Source organism: Thermospira aquatica, assembly GCF_023525255.1.
GTDB classification, from domain to species: Bacteria; Spirochaetota; Brevinematia; order Brevinematales; family Thermospiraceae; genus Thermospira; species Thermospira aquatica.
On record NZ_CP073355.1, the window covers coordinates 1,660,344 to 1,681,234 of the forward strand.

17 protein-coding genes are annotated in these 20,891 nt (G+C 45.4%); 10 read left to right on the plus strand and 7 right to left on the minus strand.

Features of this window, described 5'->3' with window-relative positions; all coding sequences use genetic code 11:
* Positions 1 to 58 precede the first annotated feature (58 nt).
* Genes KDW03_RS08045 through KDW03_RS08065 form a run of 5 tightly spaced genes read left to right on the plus strand, consistent with a single transcriptional unit; the run spans position 59 to position 5,771 of the window.
* Positions 59 to 1,498 (plus strand): peptidoglycan D,D-transpeptidase FtsI family protein, encoded by a 1,440-nt coding sequence (locus tag KDW03_RS08045; RefSeq protein ID WP_271434568.1) that lies wholly within the window; start codon positions 59 to 61, stop codon positions 1,496 to 1,498.
* Positions 1,499 to 1,503: 5 nt separating this feature from the next.
* Positions 1,504 to 2,130, plus strand: coding sequence for a DUF502 domain-containing protein (locus tag KDW03_RS08050; protein ID WP_271436485.1), 627 nt, complete (start codon positions 1,504 to 1,506; stop codon positions 2,128 to 2,130).
* On the plus strand, positions 2,127 to 2,762 hold the full coding sequence (locus KDW03_RS08055) for a DUF502 domain-containing protein (protein WP_271434569.1): 636 nt from the start codon (positions 2,127 to 2,129) through the stop codon (positions 2,760 to 2,762). The genes KDW03_RS08050 and KDW03_RS08055 overlap by 4 nt, the downstream gene beginning before the upstream one ends.
* Positions 2,743 to 4,383, plus strand: a complete 1,641-nt coding sequence (locus KDW03_RS08060) for a motility associated factor glycosyltransferase family protein (RefSeq protein WP_271434570.1) — start codon at positions 2,743 to 2,745, stop codon at positions 4,381 to 4,383. The genes KDW03_RS08055 and KDW03_RS08060 overlap by 20 nt, the downstream gene beginning before the upstream one ends.
* Positions 4,380 to 5,771 carry a B12-binding domain-containing radical SAM protein gene (locus KDW03_RS08065; RefSeq protein WP_271434571.1) on the plus strand — a complete coding sequence of 464 codons (1,392 nt, stop codon included), beginning with the start codon at positions 4,380 to 4,382 and terminating at the stop codon, positions 5,769 to 5,771. The genes KDW03_RS08060 and KDW03_RS08065 overlap by 4 nt, the downstream gene beginning before the upstream one ends.
* Here the strand turns inward: KDW03_RS08065 and KDW03_RS08070 are convergent.
* The 7 genes from KDW03_RS08070 to ribD all read right to left on the minus strand — a co-directional run bounded on the left by KDW03_RS08070 (position 5,748) and on the right by ribD (position 13,431).
* On the minus strand, positions 5,748 to 6,611 hold the full coding sequence (locus KDW03_RS08070; protein WP_271434572.1) for an aldose epimerase family protein: 864 nt from the start codon (positions 6,609 to 6,611) through the stop codon (positions 5,748 to 5,750). The genes KDW03_RS08065 and KDW03_RS08070 overlap by 24 nt on opposite strands.
* Positions 6,608 to 7,600 (minus strand): UDP-glucose 4-epimerase GalE, encoded by a 993-nt coding sequence (gene galE / locus KDW03_RS08075; protein ID WP_271434573.1) that lies wholly within the window; start codon positions 7,598 to 7,600, stop codon positions 6,608 to 6,610. Before galE ends, KDW03_RS08070 begins: the two co-directional genes overlap by 4 nt.
* A 3-nt stretch (positions 7,601 to 7,603) precedes the next feature.
* Entirely contained in the window at positions 7,604 to 8,107 is a 504-nt protein-coding gene (locus tag KDW03_RS08080; protein ID WP_271434574.1) for a DUF721 domain-containing protein, read from the minus strand.
* Positions 8,097 to 10,712: an amylo-alpha-1,6-glucosidase gene (locus KDW03_RS08085; protein WP_271434575.1), complete on the minus strand. Its 2,616-nt coding sequence runs from the start codon at positions 10,710 to 10,712 to the stop codon at positions 8,097 to 8,099. Before KDW03_RS08085 ends, KDW03_RS08080 begins: the two co-directional genes overlap by 11 nt.
* 20 nt (positions 10,713 to 10,732) lie before the next feature.
* Positions 10,733 to 11,146, minus strand: a complete 414-nt coding sequence (locus KDW03_RS08090; protein WP_271434576.1) for a hypothetical protein — start codon at positions 11,144 to 11,146, stop codon at positions 10,733 to 10,735.
* A 93-nt stretch (positions 11,147 to 11,239) separates the two neighbouring features.
* Entirely contained in the window at positions 11,240 to 12,289 is a 1,050-nt protein-coding gene (locus tag KDW03_RS08095) for a tetratricopeptide repeat protein (protein WP_271434577.1), read from the minus strand.
* Between the two features lie 2 nt (positions 12,290 to 12,291).
* A complete protein-coding gene (gene ribD / locus KDW03_RS08100; RefSeq protein WP_271434578.1) occupies positions 12,292 to 13,431 on the minus strand; it encodes a bifunctional diaminohydroxyphosphoribosylaminopyrimidine deaminase/5-amino-6-(5-phosphoribosylamino)uracil reductase RibD in 1,140 nt (379 codons plus the stop codon).
* Between the two features lie 324 nt (positions 13,432 to 13,755).
* On the opposite strand from ribD, the gene dnaA reads away from it, so the two are divergent.
* The 5 genes from dnaA (at position 13,756) to malQ (ending at position 20,882) form a co-directional block, all read left to right on the plus strand.
* Entirely contained in the window at positions 13,756 to 15,114 is a 1,359-nt protein-coding gene (gene dnaA, locus KDW03_RS08105; RefSeq protein ID WP_271434579.1) for a chromosomal replication initiator protein DnaA, read from the plus strand.
* Between the two features lie 137 nt (positions 15,115 to 15,251).
* The gene (locus KDW03_RS08110; protein ID WP_271434580.1) at positions 15,252 to 15,827 is read left to right on the plus strand and encodes a hypothetical protein; all 576 of its coding nucleotides are present in this window, start codon (positions 15,252 to 15,254) and stop codon (positions 15,825 to 15,827) included.
* Positions 15,824 to 16,753, plus strand: a complete 930-nt coding sequence (locus KDW03_RS08115; protein ID WP_271434581.1) for an ATP--guanido phosphotransferase — start codon at positions 15,824 to 15,826, stop codon at positions 16,751 to 16,753. The genes KDW03_RS08110 and KDW03_RS08115 overlap by 4 nt, the downstream gene beginning before the upstream one ends.
* Before the next feature lie 121 nt (positions 16,754 to 16,874).
* Positions 16,875 to 19,367, plus strand: a complete 2,493-nt coding sequence (locus tag KDW03_RS08120; protein ID WP_271434582.1) for an ATP-dependent Clp protease ATP-binding subunit — start codon at positions 16,875 to 16,877, stop codon at positions 19,365 to 19,367.
* A gap of 21 nt (positions 19,368 to 19,388) precedes the next feature.
* Complete coding sequence (malQ, locus tag KDW03_RS08125; protein ID WP_271434583.1) at positions 19,389 to 20,882, plus strand: 4-alpha-glucanotransferase; 1,494 nt, start codon at positions 19,389 to 19,391, stop codon at positions 20,880 to 20,882.
* Positions 20,883 to 20,891 lie beyond the last annotated feature (9 nt).

Below are 20,891 nucleotides of genomic sequence, written 5' to 3' on the forward strand. Positions count from 1 at the left end.
AGTGATGGTGCTTGTTCTCTGGCCGGAGGAACGGCTATTGGTTGAGGAAAGAGGCAGCTTGCCAAGAGGAATGATTTTTGATCGGTATACCAATTCGCTTGTGGTGAATGTGGAATATTATGATTTTTATGTCAGGCCTTCACGATTTTCAGAAGAAATGCGGCAATGGTTGGTAGGGAAGCTTTCGAATCTTGAAGGTGTTTTTACGCAAGAGGATCTGGCACCACTGGCGGGCGGGAAAGATTTCGTGTATCTGAAACGGAGACTTTCTTTTTCTCAGCGTCAGAAGATAGAGACGCTTTTACAGCAATATGAAGGAAAATGGCCGCACGATAGTTGGGGTTTTCTCAAACAGCAGGGGAGGTATTATCCTTTTCTCGAAATTGCCAAAGTGGTAGGACATGTGAGTATTGATAACCAGGGAATGGCAGGGCTTGAGCTTTTTTTTGATAAAGAGTTGGGTGAAGGAAAAAATATCTACACTACTCTGGATCCTTTGTTGAGTCGTATTGCTCTTGAGGAGCTGATAAAGGGAGTGACAGAGGCTCAGGCTGAGTATGGGACTGTTTTGGTACTCAAAATCCAGGGAAGAGAGATCCTGGCGATGGTGGATTGGCCATCGTATAATCCGAATGTTTTTTCTACGATTAATGATCGAACATTGGTCAATTATGCCCTTTCGATGGTCTATGAACCGGGATCCGTCATGAAGGTGTTTGCATCTACCTTTGCGCTTGAACAGCAATTGGTACGCCAGGATGAGGTGTTTTTTTGTGGTGGTGGAACGGAAGTGTATGGATACCGGATTAAAGACGGATTTGCTCACGGGCAGGTGAGACTTGCGGAGATTATCCAGAAATCGTGTAACGTAGGTATGGTGCAGGTGGCAGAGAGGTTTCAAGTATCGGCCTGGTATCAAACCCTTACCAATCTTGGTTTTGGAACGATGCCGATGGTGCCATTACCGGGGAGAGCATCCGGGATTCTTCGTCCTCTGTCTCAGTGGTCCGGGCTCTCGAAGTACATGACCTCCATAGGACAGGAGATAGGGGTGTCTACCCTTCAGCTGGCGCTTGCTCTGGCAACCGTGGCTAGTGGCGGGATGTATGCTGATCCGGTATTGGTGTATGGGTGGGGAGATTTGCGGCAAAGGAGAGTGTTTTTATCTACTGCTTCTCAAAGAGTACTCCATATGATGGAAAAGGTGGTAAGTGAGAAGGGAACAGCTCTCTCGGCCAAAATTGAGGGAATGGCGATTGCTGGCAAGACAGGAACAGGGCAGATTGCTCGTGAGGATGGATCTGGTTATTATCCGAATTTTTTTAGTGCCCTTTTCATGGGGGTTTTCCCTGCAGAAAATCCTCAATATCTTGTTGTTGTGACAGTAAACAGGATCCATGGCGAAAAACATACGGGGGGTGAAGTGGCAGCACCGGTGTTTTCCCGCATTGTGAGGCGCATGTTGATCCAAACTGATTACTTGGGAGGACAGTGGTGAAGAAAATGGTAACGTCGTTTGTGAAACGTATCCTGCAGTCACTGGCTTTTTTTCTTCCTATAGGGGTGACTATCTGGGTGATGGTGTGGCTGTTTGGGTATCTCAGGGAAGTATTAAAGGCTGTCGATATTTTGTCTCTCTGGTTAAAACCATCAAAGCCTGAGACAGAACTGCTTCTTTCTCTCGGGAGTTTTGTGCTTCTTGTTTTTATGGTTTTGGTGGTGGGGATGATTGCTCAGGGTTTTTTTGGTCGGTGGCTTCATAAAACCCTCGATAAGGTTATGGATCTTTTCCCTGGCGTAAATGTCTTTTATCGGGCTATTAAACAGTTGCTTTCGTTTCTCTTTCGGGAACGGGATGAGATGCAAAAGGGAACGGGTGAGGTGGTATTGGTAAGGGCTTTTCATGATCAGGCGTACTCACTGGGGTTTGTCATGGGGCGTTCCAGGTCTCTTGATCCAAGTGGGAAGGTATGGCTTAAGGTTTTTGTGCCGGGGGTTCCAAATATTTCTTCGGGGTTTCTTATTCTCGTTGAGGAGAAGGATGTGACCAAACTTTCTACAACAGTCGATCAGGCTTCCGCATTTCTGGTCTCTTTGGGGATTATCAAGGATATACGGAGGAAATTGTGAAAAGGATATGGCGTTTTCTTCGTAATCGTTTTATCGAGGGACTTCTGGTCGTTGGGCCAGTGATGGCGGTTTTTTTTCTTCTCAAGTGGCTTTTTCTTGCCATTCATCGTTTCATGGAGATGATTGTTCAACTGTTGGGATTGCAAGCTTTTATTCGTTTTAATCTCTGGATTCTTGAGCTTTTGACGTTCCTGGCGCTTGTGGTTTTTCTCGTTATTTTAAGTGTGCTTTTGCAAACGTTTTTGGGGAAATGGTTCAGGGGAATTCTCGAACAATTTTTTGAGAGTTTTCCCGGGATAGGGACGATTTATGGGGCTTTGAAGCAGATCTCAGGTTTTCTTGTCCAGGAGAGGGAAAAAGAAACGTCTGCCTCGGTGGTTCTGGTGGATTTTCCTGGTGAGAGGACAAAGAGTCTGGGATTTCTCATGGGAACGATGAAGCAGGATGTATTACCGGAATCTTTTGATGGAAAAATTCTCCATGTGGTGTATATTCCTACAGCCCCGTTTCCAACAACAGGATATCTTTTGATGCTTGAAGAGACTCATATAGAAAAAACGAACCTTGCCTGGGAAGAGGCGGTGCGGATTGTCTTTTCGGGAGGTATACTGGATGCAGATAGAAAAGATTGAAGGGGCATTTCCGAATCTGAGGGTGCGACTGGGGGAGAAAGAGGTTTCCCTTCATTCAGCATATCCCTATCGGGAAGCAGAAAGGATTGTGAAGCATTTTAATTCTGCTATCCCTGTGGTAGTGGTTGCGGGAGTGGGTTTGGGGTATGTGGTGGACTATATCTTGACGTCTACCCGCTATACGGTGATTGCCTACGAACATGATGAGAGTTTTGCCCCGTGGAATGGGGAGATTCTCAGGCGTTTTGAGGCGACGGGGAGGGTGAAGGTTTTCCGGGGGGATCCCCAGATCCTTCTTGACTACCTCGCGGAGGAGGGGATCGGAGAACTCAATCTTTTTATCCATAGGCCGTATGCGATCCTTTTTCCTGAGGTGTATGATAGACTCCATGGAATGCTGACAGCCTATCTTTCCAGGCGTCAGATCAATCAGGCAACGGCCAGACGATTTCAGAAGCTTTGGGTGAGAAATGTGCTTAAAAACTCGGTTTTTTATCCGGTTTTACCGGGGGTCAAAGAGCTTTTTGGAAGTGGAAAGGGTTACCCTGCCGTGATCATCGGGGCAGGTCCTTCACTGGTAAAAAATGCTTCTCTCCTCAAGGAGGCAAAAAAAAGGCATTGGATTCTCATTGCGACGGATACCGTGTTGTCGTATCTGGATAGGGTAGGGATTGAGGCGGATTTTGTGGTGAGTGTTGATCCCCAGGATAAGAATGCGCTCTACCTGCTTGCGGCAAAACAACGACCTTTTCTTATCCTGGATAGTGGTGCTTCGTTTCTGACATTGGTTCATTATCCCCTTGATCGGGTGTTTCTCTATGATACGGTGCTTCCTGTGTACCGTGTTTTTTCGCATCTCTGGGGAGAAAAGGGAGAACTTCAATGTGGGGGATCAGTTTCGACGACAGCTTTTGATTTTGCGGTGCAACTAGGGTGTGAACCTCTGGTTTTTGTAGGGCAGGACCTGGCGTATTCGTGGAGGCAGACCCATACTCCCCACAATATCCTGGAGGACAAACTCCTTGCGTCTGTCGATCGTTATCATACGTATGAGGGGTACAATGCCTCTTCCCAGACCTTTTCTGACAGAATTGAGGTGAGGGGATGGGATAGGCAAAGCACGGTGTTAACCGATAGAAAATTTCTTACTTTTAAGGATTGGTTTGTGCGACGCTGTAGAGAGGTGGCAAAAGAGGTGATGAACGCGACAGAGGGTGGAATGTTTATCGAGGGGATGAAACATCTTCCTTTGAAAGAGGTTTTGGAACAGGTTCCTCAACCCTCAAAGGCTTATGATGTTTCTGTAAGAGTGGTTGAGAAGGGGTCGGATGAGGCTTTTGAGCATGTCCTGGATCACGTGAGGCGACGGTTGGGGAAACTTCGACAACTCCTGGCCAAAAAGGAGCCAGAGCGGGAGCTTTTGGAAGTGGTAAAAGAGGATCCCATCCTGGCAAGGCTTGTGGAGATGACCATGCAGGAGAGTATTCAGAAGCTTTTGTCGGTAAACGAAGTGGATCAAAAGCTTTTGACATTTCTTCGAAAGGAGATCCGTGAAGGCATTGATTTTCTTGAGTATATGATTGACAAGCGTCTTGCGATGAGGGAGTCTCTTTTGGCATGAGAAGGCCAGATGAGGTTTTTCTGTATAGCTATCCCAAAGAGAAGATACTTTTACGGGTAGCGCTCATCTTTCCTCAAAGGTATGAGATAGGGATGGCTTCGCTGGGTTTTCAGGGGGTTTATCATCTCCTTCAGTCTTATCCGTTTCTTTCGGTGGAAAGGTTTTTTTATGAGGGGGATGTGAGACCCCTTTCCTATGAGACAGGAAGACCACTTGAAGAATTTGATGTGATGATGGCAAGTCTTTCTTTTGAGGTGGATGTGGTGGTGCTTGTTCGGATGCTCTTGCATGCCGGCATCCCTCTTCTTCGAAAAGAAAGAAAAGCCCCACCTCTTGTCGTTGGGGGGATTGGTTGTACCCTCGTGGCTGGTTACCTTCGGGAAATAGCTGACGTCGTGGTGGTTACAGATGCTGAGTTGGCGCTTCTCTACCTGGTAGAAGCTTTTGTGAGTGGGGAAGGATGGGAAAAGAGACTCAAAACCAAAGAGGGGATTTTTTTAGCCGAGGATATAGGGACGCACCATCTTTCTTTTTGTTCTCATCCTGTCGAAGTTCCTCTCCATACGGTCATTCTTACACCAGAAAACGAGTTCCCGATGAGGGGACTGATTGAGGTTTCACGAAGCTGCCTCTATCAGTGTGCCTTTTGCCTGGTTTCTCATCTCTATGGAAAGTATCAATCTTTTTCGAGGGAAAAGATTCGCACCATAGCTCAACATTATGCCGGTCATACCACGAGGATTGGGCTGGTGGCTGCGACACTCACGAACCATCCGGAATTTGAAGGTATTATCGATGATCTTAATGCCATGGGGTTTGAACTTTCTTTTTCTGCTTTTCGTGTGGAGACGTTGTCTTCGTCACTTCTGGATAAGATTATTGCCAACGAAAAAAAGACGCTTGTTCTTGCTCCCGAGGCGGCAAGTGAGCGGATGAAGCGTGTGATTCGTAAAATGATTCCCAACGAGATTTTTTTAAAGAGAGTAGAAGAGGCTACGAAAGTGGGCATCAAGCGGCTTAAACTGTATTTTCTGGTAGGATTGCCCGGAGAAACTGAAGACGATCTTATCGCAATGGTGGATCTCATAAAACGGATGGTGGAGATCTCCAAGAGTCAGGCAAAAATCTTTGGGTATGTGCCTGAGGTTATCGTGGATGTGAATCCCCTTGTTCCCAAGCCGTTTACGGCCCTCGCGGGTATGGAAATGGAGGATGTGAAGCAACTGAAGAAAAAGATCCGTTTTCTCAAGCAGCAGCTTCATGGACTGGGGCGGGTTTTTGTGAGTGGCGAGAGTCCACGAAGAGCTCGTTTGCAGTACGATCTTTCGTGGGGAAAGCTTTCCCTTCATGAGCTGTGGAAACTTTCAGAGGAGGATAGTGAGGTGTAACTCCCAGCTATGGCTGTCGTGAGGGGGAAGAACACTTACCATGTTTCTTGCAAAAGCTTCATCTAAACGGTCATAGTAGCCTGTTGCTGGTTCAAGAGCAAGGTTGTATTCGTTTTTGAATCCACCCTGGTTGTACCATACGCCGACGTAGGGGAGCTTTTCACTTTGCCACCTTACGTGGAGGGAAACCTCTGGCCACCGTAAAAAGGCCTGGTGGATAGAAAGATCAGGGGGGAGATAAATCTTGGCTGTTTTTTTGCCCTCCCAGGTGGATGGTGTTCGCAGGTCATGGTTGTTTGCGATAGGCCAGGGGACAGGGTTTTCCCGGGGACCTAAGAAGGTGTTTTCATGCACAGGAATCACGTGTGATACGCCGGGGAGATCAAGGGTAAGATGACGACTGTCCCAGAGGGCATGCCATGCCCAGAGATAGGGTTGGGGAATATCGGAGAGGTTTTGTATCGTGTAGGAAACGGTACAGGTAGTGTTATCGAGATGGATAGTTCGCGAGAAGAGAAGTGGTAGGGTGGTACAGCGGATGGTTCCGGTAAGGGTAGAAAGAGAAGCGCTCATCTCCCATGGTTGACACCAGAGTTCGCCGTGATCGGGAAGGATGGTGTCTTTCCACTGACAGGGATCAATGGTGGGAAGCATTTCGTCCCATCCCGAGGTGTCATAATCGGCAAAATTATCTCCCAGGGAAGGAATTCGATAGGAACGTTGTGGTTGAAAAAGGAGTTCTTTTTGGATGGGTTTGATAAAAAAAGAGATAACCTTGCCACCAAGCTGGGGCAGGGCGGCAAGGCGGAGTATATGGTTTTCGATCACCAGTGGGGTCATTTTTTGTCCCCGTATCCGTTGGGGTGATTTTTATGCCAGTTCCAGGCGGTTTCGATAATGGTGGCAAGATCGGCGTATTTTGGTTTCCAGCCGAGGAGGGATTTGGCTCGATCCGAGGAAGCTACTAAAGCAGGGGGATCGCCAGGACGTCGTGGTGCCATTTCTTGAGGGATCTTGAGGCCGGTGACTTTTTCAGCGGTTTCGATAACCTCTTTGACAGAGAAGCCAAGACCGTTGCCAAGGTTACAGGTGGTATTTTCTTTTCCACTTCGAAGGTGCTGAAGGGCAAGGTAATGGGCTTGGGCGAGGTCACACACATGGATGTAGTCACGAATACATGTTCCATCCGGGGTGGGATAGTCGTTTCCAAAGATCTTGATAGAAGGACGCTTGCCAAGGGCAGCCTGCAACACGAGGGGAATGAGATGGGTTTCAGGGTGATGGTCTTCCCCAATTTTGCTGCTGGGATGGGCACCACTTGCGTTAAAGTACCGCAGGATCACGTATTTCAATCCGTGTGCCTGGGCTGTCCATTTGATGGCTTTTTCCACGGTGAGTTTGGTTTCCCCGTAGGGATTGGTAGGAATAGTGGGGAAGTCTTCGGTGATGGGGCTTGTTTCTACAGCTCCATACGTGGCGGCTGTGGAAGAAAATACCAGGTAAGGGGTATGGGCTTCAGCCATAGCCTCGAGGATATTGAGGCTTAATACCACATTGTTATGGTAGTACTTCATAGGAAGTTGGACTGATTCACCCACCTCGATGTAAGCAGCAAAGTTGATGACTCCCTCAATGTCATGCTTTCGGAAGAGTTTTCGAACAAACTCTTTATCCCGTAGATCACCTTTAATCAATTTTCCCCCCTGAAGGGCAGCCTTATGACCCTTTTCGAGGTTGTCAGCGACAATGATCTCTTCTCCGTGATCGAGAAGTTCCCAGACGGTGTGGCTACCGATATATCCGGCACCACCACAAACGAGAATAGCCATAGTTTACCTCCATTTTTCCTTTTGACCTTGATTTTTGGTTGCCTCTTGGGCAAAGAAGATCTTGATCAGAAAATTTCGCATAGCCTTTCGGAGATCTTCGTCTTCGAGTTTACCGACACTTTCTTCTATCATGGCAAGGGTTTCTTGTGAGAGTTTTTTGTCTTGAAACTCTTGTTTTTCTAATTTTTTTTGAGAGGTTTTGGGTTCTTTGGGCAGGCTTACGACGAGTTTCCAGGAGATACTCTTGACGGGGTGGGGAATACGGCTTGTAAGCTTTTCCAGAATCTCTTGTTCATAGAGTTTGAGTTCGGCAAGCCAGTGACTGTCATCAACATAAACAGAGAGTTGTTCGTTCATATATCCCACAGGCAGAGAATGCTTTGCTGAGGTTTTGCCAACGCATTCTTGCCATACTTGTCGGATCTCAAGGATGATATTCCCTGCCGGTGTATAGTGAGAAATAACCTGTTTAATAGCCTCTCCGAAAGAGACAATCTTACCACCCAAAAAGACCTCCTTTTGTTTTTGGAAGGTATTTGTTGTATTCTTTTTTGTCAATGATGGTTTTGAGATAATCCTTTTGCTTGTGGGCTTTCACCTGAGGGTAGATTTTGGGTTCGGCAAAACGGAGTTCACCGATGAGGCTCTGCATGGATGGTTGGAGTTCAGCTGTGGGTGAGAGCGTGTTTTCTCCGAGAGAAATACTTTCTCCTGTTACCGTCAGAGTGATCGGTTCCCTTGCTTTGAGGGGTATCCGGTACAGGGTTCTTTTGCCCTGGTAGTTATGGATAAAATCAAGCGAGACCGAAGCAATACCTTCAAGAGTGATAGTATAGAGAATGGTGTTGGATTTTCGTACCCCGTTTAGAGAGAGTTCGCCTTTTCCCAGGGCGATACGACTGGTAAAGGCATTCCACTTTGTAGGAATGCGTGGTTCAAAAAGAATCTCCTGCATGAGAAGATGAGGCCGTATCCCCAGATAGTCCTGAAAGGCGTTTCGTGCAAACTCGGCTATACTCCATGCCTGGGCATAGGTACCGGAGAGTTTGATGTTGCCCTGACTATCGGGAATGGCATCGATGAGTTCGCTCATGTTTCCACGGCATCCCATGAAAACGATCTGATGAGAAAGGTTGGTGGTGAGCTGGTAGGCAAGTTCGGTGTATCCGTGTTTTAAGAGAGCGGTGATGGTAAAGCCAGCATTCCATCCCCAGACGGTGCCGTTGTGGTAGGCGGCATCTTTGTGGTAGTTAGGCTGGTTATCATGATAGGGATGGAAGAAGACATCCCTGGGAGAAAGCGAGGCAATCCCATAGGGGAAGAGAAGCTCGGAGATAGTTTTTTTGACTACCAGGGATTCCTTATCGAGAGGGAGCAGAGGCTCAAACTGAGGGATAGAGAGAAGCATGAGCGCATTGGGGCGGATACGCATATCCTGCGTCCCATCAGCAAGCACGCGATCAGCAATGTTTTTGTGGTAATCATTCCAGAAAACACGGGTAAAATTGGTTTTGAGATTCTCATAAATGGCTTGCCATCGCTTTTTGTTTTCGGTATCGTTCTGGAGATCAGCAAGCTGAATCCCAACCTGCAGGGCATTGGCCCAGAGGGCCTGGATTTCAACGGCACGGTTGCCACGGGGAGACCATTCTTTGCCTGGGCCACGGGAGGCATCCATCCAGGTATCCTGATCCCCATGGGTGAGAAAACCATCTTTATCCACGTAGTTTTGAATGGCCCCATTGAGGGCAATGACAATGGTGGGATAAATAGCGTTTACGAAATTGGTATCCCCTGTGTAAGAAAGGTATTCGTAAACCTCGCGAATGAGCCAGGGGGTGCCGTCGGTAGTATTGTAGATGATGCTTCCTCCTGCTGCCACACGGTTTGGAACACGTCCGAATTCCTTGTTGGTGATGATGGTATACGAGATAGTTGCATCCGGGAAAGCCTCACGGAGAAGGGAGAGATTTTTCTCAACTCGGGCAGGATTGTCAAGCCATGGGTTGTCCAGGGAGAGGGAGACCTTGTCATTTCGGATAACGGCCTCTTTGCCAAACAACTCAGTGAGGCGGGTCTTGATATCCTTGGCTTTTGTACCTGGGTTTGTAACCTCGATGTAAGGAATACCACGATTTTGATAGGTGGAGAAATTGGTGATAACTCCCCTTGCATCGTCAAAATGACCACTGACAAGCAGTGTTCCCGGGAGAGCAATAAAGGTATCCCGTCCCCAGTTGTCACGAAACCAGGGAAGCCCAGCCCATATTCCCTTGCCAAATTCTTCCACGAGAAAAACGTAACTTCCTGCTATAGACCACGCCAGAGCCTGGTTAAAAAGTTTATCATCTGTCCAGATGAAGCTCTTGGTATGTCTTGTATAGACCTCTTGTTTGTTTTTCTCATAGAAGTTCTGTGAAGCCCATTGAGTAGCCTTCTGGATGGCCTCGTCTTTTGTGAAGCCGAAAGCCACATAGATACGGATGGCAGTGGTGGGTTTGAAGGACTGGATCTTGAGGGTGAGCATGGAGGCTTTTTGTTTGAGCCAGCCTTCGGTGGGTGTGAAGCGTTCCCATGTGTAGGGAGTATCTGCGGAGATCGCGATAAATGCGGGGATATCCGTAGCCTTTTCTGCCCTTGTGATGAGGAGAACGTTTTTTTCACTTATTATCTGCGTATTGGAGAGTTCATTCAACAAAAGAAGAGCTCCCAGGGTATCTGCCGTTGTGTTTGAGACGAGAATTCCAAGTCCCAGTTTCCCCGAAAAGAGGGAAAGCTCTTCGATCGTTTCATCAGTATACAGGGTGCGGATCCCATAGATGAGAATCTCAGAACCTTTGGCTTCTTTTGTCTTGTTGAGGATGGTGTCCTTGCGGATGGCAGTGAAATCGCCAAAAAGATTGCGACTCTTGAAAAGATATCCCTGTCCCTGACGGTAACTGTGGGTAGCGTTTTCGTAGTAGCCGGCAATATTGTCGCCGTAAACAAACTGAGCCTTTTCCGGGGGAAAAACCGGGATTTTTGTGGTGTTGTAGTACTCCTCAAGCGAGGGCAGAGCTATCATAGAAGAGGTCATACAATATAACCACACCAAAAAAAAAGATTTTTTCATAGGGACCTCCTTGATTGACATTACTTGTTTTCGTCAGGGGGAAGGATGGTGATTTCATCAATAAACTGATGATAAAATGTGTGGATTTGAGAAATCTTTTTCTCAGCGAGGGGAAACATCATTTCGGGAAGGGCATAATCTTCGAAGAGTTTTTTGATCTCTTTGAGGATGGTGTCTTTCATCTCGTCAACGGAGAAAAAAGATCCTTCAATCACCATGGGTTCAAGGGAGAGAAGAAACTTTTTGGTGATGTGAATCATATCCGCGATGTTTTTAAGAATGGCGAGGTTCTCTTTGTGAAGGTTGGGATGAATGGTATCCTGGAGGGTTTTCTCTTCGTAAATACGTATCTGTTCCTTGGCGTATTTTTCCCATACATTAAAGACGGTGAAAAGCAGATTGTAGTAGAGGGATGTTTGAAGTGTTCTTTTCATAGTTTTCCTCCTGCTCTTATTTTACATGGGAAAGAGAAAATAATCAAGTGTTTTTTTATTTTCCGGAACTTTTTTGTGGTGGAGAGAGATTTTTCAGGAGGCTTTTTCTCTGAGGAAACGCTTGAGAGCATCAATCTGGGATTGGGCCATCTCTCGCACTTCCTCATACGCGAGGCATCGTCTGAGAAGCTCGTAGGCTTGAATATACTTTCGTCGTTTGAGGTTAACGATAGCCAGAGCATAGATGATCTCCGGGTCGCGTTTGAGACGGAGACTTTCTTTGAGATAGGTAGAGGCTTCTTTGAGGTATCCTTGCTCGAGAGAGAGGATGGCAAGATTTTTCCAGACCGTAGGGGTATCTAGTCCTTTCTCGATGGCCTTTTCGTACCAGAGGCCGGCCTGGAACCATTTTTTTTGGGCAGCGGATACGTGTCCGAGATGGTACCAGATGAGACTGCCGGAGAATCCCAGAGATTCTAACTTCTTAAGCCATTTTTCACATTGGGCATAGTCTTTGTGTTCAAAAGCAAGTCGGGCAAGTTCCCAGAGGATGCGTGGATCATGAGTAAGTGGTGCGAGGATTTTTTGGGGAAGATGTTTAAAAAAATCCCAGATTTCAGAACCTTCTCTCAAGAGAAGAACGTCCAGAAAGTCTTCTTTGTATTTTGCATCGGGGGTAAATGTGAACAAAGGATCGTTAAGTGTTTGTCTATAACGAGAAGCTCTTTTTTCTTCTTCTCTGGTGGTAGCAATTCCCTCAAGGAAGTTTTTTTGGTTTAAAAATTCGTCAATGGGTTTCTTATGGTAGCGATGGAGTCGAAAGAGAGCAAAAAGTCGCACAAAGATGTTGTCGCAGGCGATCATCTGATAGAGACACGGTTCAAGGGAAAGCCATGTTTCTTGATACCAGAGATACCAGTATTTTACGTAGAGACCGATAGATTCTAGAGGGGTGTCTTGATTCTGGAAAAAGCTCTTGATGGGTTGCCATTTGTTTTGCATGAGCCACACATAGAGGAGGTATTCCTGAGCAAGGGGGTGTTTTTCCTGTTTATGGGCTTTTGTGAGCCACTTCTCTGCCTTTTGCCATTGTGCGTTGTTGAGGGCTTCCTGGGCACGGTGAAAAAAAGACCAGTATGGCATGGTTAGACATCCCACAGCTTGAGGTAGGCATGGATCAAAACATCATGTTCAAGATTTTCAGCGTAGAAACGCAGTACCGGAGGTGCCTCAGCGAGCTTATTGGCTCCCTCACTATTGAAAGGGGGAATTCCCCTTCCCCCAACGAGTTTACCTCCGATAAAGACGAAGAGTTTATCAAGAGTATTTTCTTTGAGACAACGGTGGAGAAGCCTTCCTCCACCTTCGACAAGAATAGAAGAGATTTTTTTCTCCTGTCCTAGTTTGGAAAAAACCTCTGTCATTGAAATACCATGGGCGTCTCCCATCTCCCATACCTCGCTGGTGGGGCTTTGGAGATGGCTACCAAACCCTGGCAGGGTGATAAAGAGTGTAGGAAGTCCATCATTTCGTACAAATGCCTCGGCGGGTGTCTCACCTCGAGGATCGATAATAATACGGAGGGGTTGTCTTACCGTGTTGACAAGGCGTGCGGTAAGACGTGGGTTATCAGACAGGACGGTCCCTATGCCAACCATGATGGCATCTACTTGAGAACGGAGAAGATGGGCGCGAGTTCGTGCAGCTTCTGACGTGATCCACTGAGAATCACCTGAACCAGTAGCGATTTGACCATCGAGCGTCATGGCATATTTTGCAATCACGTACGGGATTCCTGTTTGAACGTATTTTGAGAAGTCTTGATTCAGATCGAGGATCTCCCGATGGAGATCGTTCATCATGATCACTTCAATGCCTGCATCTCGAAGCTGCTGAATCCCTTTTCCTCTCACGTGAGGGTTGGGATCAATACTCCCTATCAGGACTTTTTTGACTTTTGCTTTGATGAGAGCTTCTGCACAGGAGGGGGTACGTTTTCCTTCGTACCACACACAGGGTTCGAGAGTAACATAAACGGTTGATCCCTTTGCTTTTTCTCCTGCTTCTGCGAGGGCGGCGATTTCTGCATGCATTCCCCCTGCTGGATGGGTGGCACCTTGACCGATGATTCTATTTCCCTTTACAATGATGCACCCCACAGCAGGGTTAGGGGAAGTTTGTCCTTTGACACGACGGGCAAGCTCAAGTGCCAGGGAAAAAAATTTTTTCTCTGTCATAAGATTTTTTTTTGTTTTGCCGATGATATCAGTGCACAGGTTGTGCATTGATGTGCAAAACTCCTCCTTGTCAGGTTTAAAGTTTCGAGCTCTTGTTATTATAAGAGATTAGCTCAAATCTTTCAAACCATAGAAAGAAAGGGGGAATTGATAACTTTTTGAATTTTCAATAAGTTAGATGTTTTTCTTAATTGTTTGTTTTAAAAGGAGTTACAATGATAGGTTTTTCTTTCTGTTTGTGCAGGAAAACCTCTATGCTATCTGTAAGGTATACATAGACTTTTTTTAGAGTTGAAATGTGATAGAAGAGTATATATAATAATGCTGCTATGAACTGGATAGGGGCATTTGAAAATTTTAAGGAGGATACGTATGGACTTGTGGAATGAGATTGCCAGGGAACTTTCTCAGACGTTCGACAGTGAACTTAACCGAGCGATCCTTGAGAAGATTCGCTTCAAAGAAGTCCAGAATGATAAAATTATTGTTTTGATTGCACCTGATCCTCTTACATCAGGCTGGTTTGAGGCAAATTATCGTCAACTTGCTGAGTCGATAGCGTTTCGTCTTACCCAAAAGCCCTATGTTTTTCAGGTTGAGATTGCCCCTCATCAGGTTGTTTATAAAAAAGTGTCAGAGCGTTCGAGTGTTTCCGAAGCTGGTGTGACCCAGCCCTATCTCAATCCAAAATATACGTTTGAAAGGTTTGTGGTGGGTTCAAATAATGATTTTGCTCATGCAGCGGCCATGCAGGTGGCGCAATGTCCGGGAACGAATTACAATCCTCTTTTTATTTATGGGAATGTTGCGGTTGGGAAAACCCATCTTATTCAGGCCATAGCCCACTATATCCTGAAAAATTCTCCAGAAAAGAAGGTACGATACGTCACGAGTGAGGTTTTTGCCAATGAATTTATCGAATCAATCTCTAAAAAGAATACCGAACATTTTCGTTCTCGTTATAGAACACTTGATGTTTTAATTATTGATGATGTTCAGTTTTTCCAGGGGAAAGAAAGTACCCTTGAGGAGTTTTTTCATACGTTTAATACGCTTCTTCATGAAAAGAAGCAGGTTGTTTTTGCCTGCGATCGTCCCCCTCATCTTCTCAAGAATATAAGTGATCGTTTGCTTACCCGCTTTAACTCTGGCTTAACCATCAAGATTGAAAATCCGGATATGGAAACACGTATGGCCATCTTAACACGCCGCGTAGAAGAGGAAAGTCTTGATATTTCGACAGAGGTTATACGTTATATAGCAGAGCATATTGACAGTGATATCCGTAACCTCGAGGGGGCTCTTACCAAGCTGATTGCTTACGCCGATCTCCGAAAGAAAGAGATCTCTCTTGATCTCGCCAAGGAGGTTTTGAGAGATAAGATTCAGATGGAAGTACCGAAAAATCTGACGGTAACCGACATTCAGCGTGCTGTGGCTCGTTATTTCAACATCAATGTGAATGATCTTAAATCTGAAAGGCGCCTGGAGAATATTACCTATGCACGGCATATAGCCATGTACTTGGCCAAGGAACATACTAATCTCTCTTTGACGGAGATAGGAAGTCTTTTTGGAGGGAAAGCCCATACAACGGTAATGCGATCCGCGGACAAGATTGAGAAAATGATGAAAACCCGCAAAAAAGTCCGAAAAGAAATAGAGGATATCATAGCTCTCTTTTACGAAGAAAAAACTTCTAAGAAAGAAAAAGAAACCACACTTTCTTAGATCCCTGGATGTGGTGAGATTATCTTTTACAGATGGGAAAAAGTATTTGACGATCTTGCATAAATATGCTAAAATTATAGTAGAAGTATTTTAGATTTTAGTCCCTCCCTTACGATAATTAGGGAGGAGAGGTGATTATGCAAAAAAAACGATGCGAACTGTGTGGTCGTCAGGAGAGCCTCATCGAGGTTCAGGTTTACCGTGACAATAAACCCAAAACACTTTCTCTCTGTACCTCGTGTGCTATGAAGCTTTTGGAGAATCATCCTGAGGGTCAAAAGGATGTCTCTGCTCTTCTTGAAAAAGGAGGGAAAGAGATGTTCCAGATGATTTTTGAGGTACGCTCTCTGTTGGGGGAGATTGCCTCGCAGATTCATATGATTGAAACTCAGAGGAGTCATGCCTCGCAGCTTCAGTGTTCCTGTGGTCTTACCTATGAAGAATTCAAAGAAACGGGGTATCTGGGTTGTCCTTGGTGTTATGATACGTTTAAGACGGCTATTCATGAGATGCTGGTTGATATTGAGCGTGGCACAGTTCATCGAGGGATGATTCCCCCAAAGCATATGTATTTTATTCTCGTTCAGAAGGAAATAGCTTATCTCCAGCGAAGGTTGAAGCATCTTCTTTCTCGAGAAGCCTATGAAGAGGCGGCAAGGGTCCAGAAACGCTTGAAGCGTATTCAGGGCAAAACTCAGTGGGATAGTCTATGACATATATTACTCTTCCAGTAACCTTGACTGAACATAATCATTCACTTGATCATATGGTATGGAGCTCAAGGGTAAGATTTGCACGAAATGTTGAAGGACGTACGTTTCCATGGCGTATGTCTGAGAGGGAAGCCTTTGAGCTGGATGATAAACTGGGAACTTTGTTAAGGGAACTGTTTCCTGAAGCTCTCTTTTTCCATACAGAGGATTTTGAGTCGGAAGAGCTGCTGCGCTGGTATGCGAGAAGGGTTATTTCACAAAATTTTATCAAGCAGGGACGAACCTTTGGATTTGCAAAAGATGGTTCCTGGACGATGATGCTTCTCGAGGATGATCATCTGCGATTGCAGTCGTGTGAGATGGGCTACCGTATTCCAGGGATGCTTGAGAGGTTGATTCTTGTGCTCCGGCAGATAGAGAAGTACGTGGATTTTGCTTTTGATGAGGAAAAAGGGTATTTGACCAGTTCTCTTCTCAATGTGGGCACAGGACTTCGTCTTTCGGCTATGGTTAATCTCTGGGGATTGGTAAGTCAAAAAAAGATAGCCGATTTGATAGAATATGCCAACCATATGAGTTATATGGTAGTGAATCATATACGGGATGATTCTTTTGCGCCTTTATTTTATATTTTTAATTACTATTCTCTTGGAAGTTCAGAACAGGATATGCAACATGAATTTCAGAGATTTCTTCAGCATGTGTGGAAGTTAGAACAAGAAGCTCGTCATGAAACATTATCTGAAGAAGAGGAACGAAAGATTTGTTATCTTGAGCTGAAAGAGGTTCACGAGATGGAAATGCTTTCGTATGAGGAAATGGTATATTATTTATGTCTTCTGGATGTCTTGATTCAACAGAATATTTTGGTCTTTTCAGAGAGAGAATCCTTGCGTCGCTTGATCTTTACCTACTCGGATGATTGATCTTGTATGATTATCAACTCGAGCAGGAAGAAGGAAAGCATCTGCGCTGGCAGGAACTCAATAGGCTTATTCGACGGATTTCTCTCAGACCAATACCAAGAAGAAACTCAGGAGCTATGGTATGAATGATTTCTCGGATTTTTCTTCACGGGCTCAGCGTGTGATTTCCATGTATACCCAGCAGGAGGCGCGTCGTTTTTTTAGCGACCAGCTTTTGCCGGAGCATCTTTTTTTGGCGCTTATGAGGGATAGTGATGCTGAGTCTGTCAAGGTGATAGAAGAGTTGGGATTGGATAGAGAAGATCTTATTCGAGAGGTTTCTACAATTCTTAAGAGCAAGAGTACGAATGTGCTTACTCTTGGAGGGCTTCATTTTTCCCAGCGTTTACGGAATGTTCTGGCATGGAGTAAGGAAGAGGCGAGAAGTCTTAGTCATCCGGTGGTGGGTACAGAGCACCTTTTGATTGGGCTTTTTTATGAGAGTGATAATCCTGAAGCGATTATCCCTGTGATTTTTGCCAATCGTGGTATAGATATCGATGCGGTACGGCAGGCAGTGGTAAATGTTGTGGGATACGGTGAGATAACTTCGAATAGTAAAAGACGAAGTAAGACTCCCTTCCTGGATAAATTTACCCGTAATCTCAATACGATGGCGGAACAGGGGCTTTTGGACCCGGTGATCGGGCGGGAAAAAGAGATAGAACGCTTGATTCAGGTTTTGAACCGTCGCCAGAAAAATAACCCTCTTTTATTGGGAGAGCCTGGAGTAGGAAAGACAGCTATTGTTGAGCGTGTAGCGCAACTTATTGTCCGTCGTGAGGTTCCTCAAAAGCTTCTGGGAAAGCGAATACTTCTCCTTGATCTTGGGCTCATTGTTGCAGGGACAAAGTATCGAGGAGAATTTGAGGAAAGGATGAAAAATATCATTAAAGAGGTCGAGGAATCAGATAACGTGATCCTCTTTATTGATGAAATTCACACGATTCTCGGAGCAGGAAATGCCGAGGGTGCACTCGATGCTTCGAATATGCTTAAGCCTGCACTTGCGAGAGGAACACTTCGCTGTATTGGTGCTACTACTTTTGATGAGTACCGAAAACATATAGAGAAGGACAAAGCTTTTGCGCGGCGATTTCAGACACTGGTGGTATCAGAACCGACTGTTGAGGAAACCATCGAAATCCTTCAGCATCTCAAGCCAAGGTATGAAGTATTTCATCGTGTAAAATATACGGATAGAGCCATTGAAATGGCGGCGTATCTTGCCAATCGCTATCTTACAGAGAGACATCTCCCTGACAAGGCCATCGATCTTCTTGATGAGGCTGGCGCGTATTGGGGGAGTAATCTTACAGAGAAACCTGAAGAACTGATACAAATGGAAAAGCAAATAGCAGAGCTTGAGCAGGAGAAGGCACAGTATGTCCGTCAGCAAATCTATGAAAAAGCTGCCGCCACAAGAGATGCTCTCCAGAAACTCAAGGCAACTTATGAACAACGAAAATTCGAGTGGATCTCAAGGCAAACGGAACGGACAGTGGTGATAGATCAAAAAGAGATCGAATATATTGTTTCTTCGATTGCCAATATTCCAATCCATCGTCTCGATAATGACAAGGACAAACGACGTTTTCTCACCATGGAGGAAACGTTAAAAGAGACTATTCTTGGTCAGGAAGAAGCAATTGATCGTATCTCCAAAACCATCAAAAAGAATATTGCGGGTATCCGGAATCCGAGACGTCCTATAGGGAGTTTTCTCTTTTTGGGTCCGACAGGGGTGGGGAAAACAGCCCTGGCAAAAGCTTTGGCAGAGTTTTTGTTTGGATCGGAGAATGAGCTTATCCGTATTGACATGAGTGAATACGGTGAAAAGTTTAATGTTTCCAGGATGCTTGGGGCACCTCCGGGGTACATTGGTTATGAACAGGGAGGGGCTTTGACTGAACAGGTAAGGCGTAAACCGTATTCGATTGTGTTGTTTGATGAGATTGAGAAGGCGCATCCCGATGTCTACAATGTTCTTCTTCAGATTCTGGATGAGGGACAGATTACTGACAGTTTGGGAAATGTTATTAACTTTAGAAATACGGTCATTATTATTACCTCGAATCTTGGAACACAGTTTTATACCAACCAGGAGTCGATGGGGTTTGCTAACCAATCAGGGCGTCATCAATCGTTAAAAGATAAAGTCATGAGTGAGGTAAAGCACTTTTTTAAGCCGGAGTTTCTTAATCGCATTGATGATATTGTGATTTTCCGTTCTCTGGATGATAAGGTTCTGGATCTTATTGTGCACAAGTTTTTGCGCCAGCTGGAACATGAGCTTTTGCTGAATAATATAACCATTTCGGTGACGCCAGCAGTGGTAGAGCATATTGTGAAAACAGGCTATGACCCAAAGTATGGTGCTCGTTCGCTTGCGAGGGCTATTTCTAACCTGATTGAGGAGCCACTGGCGGAGCAGCTTTTGTTGCAACAGGGAAGTGTGAGCGCATCTCTACCCCTGGAGGTACATATTGATTTTATAGAAGGCCAGATCGTTATTCAGATGAAACCGAGGGCTGGAACAGCCAGTCGTCGTCGAAAACCTTCAGTGAAGCGATAGATTTTGGAGGAGGATACATCTATGCATTTTCCGAGAAGTAGTGGTGTGCTCTGTCATATCACATCGTTGCCTGGTCGTTATGGGATAGGGACGATGGGACGAGAAGCGTATCGGTTTGTTGATTTTTTGGTGAGCGCTCGTCAAAAACTCTGGCAAGTTTTTCCTCTCGGGCCAACTGGCTATGGGGATTCTCCGTATCAGTGTTTTTCTGCATTTGCCGGTAATCCACTTTTGATTGACCTTGAACTTTTGGTTGAGGATGGACTGCTCTCAAAAAAAGACCTGGAGAATGTCCCTGATTTTCCTGAGGACAAAGTGGATTATGGAGCAGTCATTTATTTTAAGTTTCCACTTTTGCGTAAGGCGTATGAGAATTTTTTGGTGAAGGCGGAAAAACAACCCCTTCTTCGTGAGAAGTTTGATCGTTTTTGTGAGGCACACAAATCGTGGCTTGATGATTTTGCTCTTTTTATGGCTCTCAAAGAAGAATTCGGAGGAAAGTCGTGGCTTGAGTGGGAGAAAGAGGTTCGCTTCCGGATGGAGAACACCATCAAGGCGTATCGTCTCAAGCTTGCTGACAAGATTGAGTTTCAGAAGTTTCGTCAGTATCTTTTCTTTCAACAGTGGTATGATCTTCGTGCCTATGCCAATAAGAATGGAGTGAAGATTATTGGGGATATTCCTATTTTTGTGGCGATGGATAGTGCGGATGTTTGGGCACATCCTGAGCTTTTTTATTTTGATCCTGATTTAAAGCCGCTCAAGGTGGCAGGGGTTCCACCTGATTATTTCAGTGCAACAGGGCAACTCTGGGGGAATCCTCTGTATAACTGGGAAGAGCATCAAAAAACAGGGTTTTCATGGTGGATACGTCGTATTGAATCAATGATGGAAATGGTGGATATCATTCGTATTGATCATTTCCGTGGATTTGCAGGGTATTGGGCTATCCCTTATGGGGAGAAGACAGCAGTGAATGGTCGCTGGGAAAAAGCACCTGGCATGGAGCTTTTTAAAGCTATTGAACATGCGCTGGGCAAGCTTCCTATTATCGCAGAGGATTTGGGTGTGATTACGCCCGATGTCGTAGAGCTGAGGGATCATTTCCAGTTCCCGGGGATGAAGGTGTTACAGTTTGCCTTTGATTCGAATGAGGAAAATGATCATTTGCCTCATCAGATGGTGCCGAATTCTGTTATTTATACGGGAACTCACGATAATGATACCTGCCGCGGGTGGTTTGAGAAAGCAAAACCTTCTGATCAACAGTATGCTCTCGAATATCTCAAGAGCAATGGAAAAGAAATCTGGTGGGATTTCATTCAGACGGCCTGGGCATCAGTGGCAAGGATTGCTATTGTTTCCATGCAGGATCTTTTGGGTCTTGGTTCTGAGACGAGGATGAATTTTCCTGGTGTGGCCTATGGAAATTGGCAGTGGCGTCTTAAAACTTCTCAAATGAAGCCAGCCATAGCCAAAAGACTCGCTCATCTTACAAAGATTTACGCTCGGTAGTTTTAACCG

Coding starts and splice junctions, on each gene's coding strand:
- KDW03_RS08050 (WP_271436485.1), top strand. CDS start 1,504: ATGGTAACGTCGTTTGTGAAACGTATCCTGCAGTCACTGGCTTTTTTT.
- KDW03_RS08060 (WP_271434570.1), top strand. CDS start 2,743: ATGCAGATAGAAAAGATTGAAGGGGCATTTCCGAATCTGAGGGTGCGA.
- KDW03_RS08065 (WP_271434571.1), top strand. CDS start 4,380: ATGAGAAGGCCAGATGAGGTTTTTCTGTATAGCTATCCCAAAGAGAAG.
- KDW03_RS08070 (WP_271434572.1), bottom strand. CDS start 6,611: ATGACCCCACTGGTGATCGAAAACCATATACTCCGCCTTGCCGCCCTG.
- galE (WP_271434573.1), bottom strand. CDS start 7,600: ATGGCTATTCTCGTTTGTGGTGGTGCCGGATATATCGGTAGCCACACC.
- KDW03_RS08085 (WP_271434575.1), bottom strand. CDS start 10,712: ATGAAAAAATCTTTTTTTTTGGTGTGGTTATATTGTATGACCTCTTCT.
- KDW03_RS08090 (WP_271434576.1), bottom strand. CDS start 11,146: ATGAAAAGAACACTTCAAACATCCCTCTACTACAATCTGCTTTTCACC.
- KDW03_RS08095 (WP_271434577.1), bottom strand. CDS start 12,289: ATGCCATACTGGTCTTTTTTTCACCGTGCCCAGGAAGCCCTCAACAAC.
- ribD (WP_271434578.1), bottom strand. CDS start 13,431: ATGCACAACCTGTGCACTGATATCATCGGCAAAACAAAAAAAAATCTT.
- dnaA (WP_271434579.1), top strand. CDS start 13,756: ATGGACTTGTGGAATGAGATTGCCAGGGAACTTTCTCAGACGTTCGAC.
- KDW03_RS08110 (WP_271434580.1), top strand. CDS start 15,252: ATGCAAAAAAAACGATGCGAACTGTGTGGTCGTCAGGAGAGCCTCATC.
- KDW03_RS08115 (WP_271434581.1), top strand. CDS start 15,824: ATGACATATATTACTCTTCCAGTAACCTTGACTGAACATAATCATTCA.
- KDW03_RS08120 (WP_271434582.1), top strand. CDS start 16,875: ATGAATGATTTCTCGGATTTTTCTTCACGGGCTCAGCGTGTGATTTCC.
- malQ (WP_271434583.1), top strand. CDS start 19,389: ATGCATTTTCCGAGAAGTAGTGGTGTGCTCTGTCATATCACATCGTTG.